At 44.8% G+C, this 1,521-nt stretch carries 2 pseudogenes; both read right to left on the bottom strand.

The features are described from left to right. A pseudogene (locus ACFINZ_RS09565) lies at positions 1-233 on the bottom strand (hypothetical protein); the annotation flags it as partial. A 13-nt stretch (positions 234-246) separates the two neighbouring features. Further along, a pseudogene (locus tag ACFINZ_RS09560) lies at positions 247-1,521 on the bottom strand (phage portal protein); the annotation flags it as partial.

Genomic DNA, 1,521 nt, shown 5'->3' with positions numbered 1-1,521 from the left:
ACAAGCGCTTCACGGGCTTGTTTGGCTTGTTGCTCCATACGCTGCTGTTCTATACTAGGAACAATCTCTGAAGGTTTTTCAACGGGCTGTGCAACCGGCTCTGGAGAGGTGACATCATCATTATCAATCGTTTCACCATCATAAGTGCCAGCATCAAAAGAGCTCTCATCATCAAAGACCGGTGCTCCAACTCTGTAATCTTCATTCATAGCTTCGTTCATTTCTGCATTCATTCTCTAACCTCTCTCAAATGCTTCTTCCTCTGTATGTTGCCGCTCTTTCACGCATGATTTGATTTTGCGCTCGTTCATTAAGAATACGCTCCCGTTCAAGCTCATGCTTCTGTTGCATCAATTCAGCTTCCAATTCTGCTCTCTTTTGACGCATGACCAATTCAATCTGCTTGCCTTGTAAATCCATCTGTTGCATCTGACTTTTAGCCGCAATATCTTGCTGCTTTTCCTGCAACTTCATTTCTTGTTCCGGATTCATTTGCTGTTGTTGGGCTTGTTGTGCCATTTGCTGCTGTTGCATCTTCTCACTCACACGATTAAGCAATGACGCAGGCAATGGAGAATAACGAAGTAGATCAAGCATAATATCCGGCGTAATCGCATTTTGAAGCAATGGGAGCAGCTGTGTGATGATACCAAAGGTGCGCTCTTTCTCATTCGGGCTGGTTGGAGCATCATCGACAACAATGTCATACTCGACACTCGTTACTTCTTCACGCGTCAATGGAATATATTGCGCATTCTCCTCACCAGATATCCGTACCAAACGACCATCGGACAAGTAATTCTGTATCAGATGCAAAATAATCTTACCCTGCCTTTTGCGATACAAACGTAAACCATCAAACAGACAAGCAAGCAGATTTAAACTGGATTGGCGTCGTTGTGCCTCCAAAATACCCGCTTGTGTCACTTCCCTTGTACCAATGAATTCGGGTGATAAACCCGTCACCTGATTAATTGCTTCCTTAGCTTCATTAAACAGCTGGAAAAAGCCCTCTGGAAACTGTGCTACAGGCTTTGGTTGTATCTTGCCTTCTGCAAGAGCGCCATCTTCAGCAACTAGCAACGCATCAGCCCGCGCCCAATCTTGCATAGCCTGCCTGATGTCCTTAAACGCCCCTTCCTCGACAATAAGCCCCCCTTTGGATTGGCTATTAAGGATATACATCACTTGACTAAAATATTTATTCGCCCACCGTTGTGGATCTTTTGTCGGGCGCACAACCCCATAAAATTGCCGTTCTATCTTGTCAAAATACCCCGTTATACACTCCCAACCCAATTGACCAGCTGGAACTAAAGGTTGATCGGGGGATTCAAGCAACTTTCTCCCTAAAAAAGCACGTCTTACAACCTTTTTATTGAAAGCTGCCCCTTGAATATCGGGCATCATGCACTGGAGCTGCTTAAATTCTTCCTCGCTATAATCACGAAGTTCTCCAGTGCTTAAATCGGGCGCTTTGTAATATCGCTCGCTTTCAAACCAACGGCATTCAACAAGCGT

Source organism: Bartonella sp. AA81SXKL (assembly GCF_042196945.1).
Lineage (GTDB): Bacteria > Pseudomonadota > Alphaproteobacteria > Rhizobiales > Rhizobiaceae > Bartonella.
The sequence above is the reverse complement of the archived record's forward strand: the minus strand, read 5'-3'. Positions and strand labels throughout refer to the sequence as shown.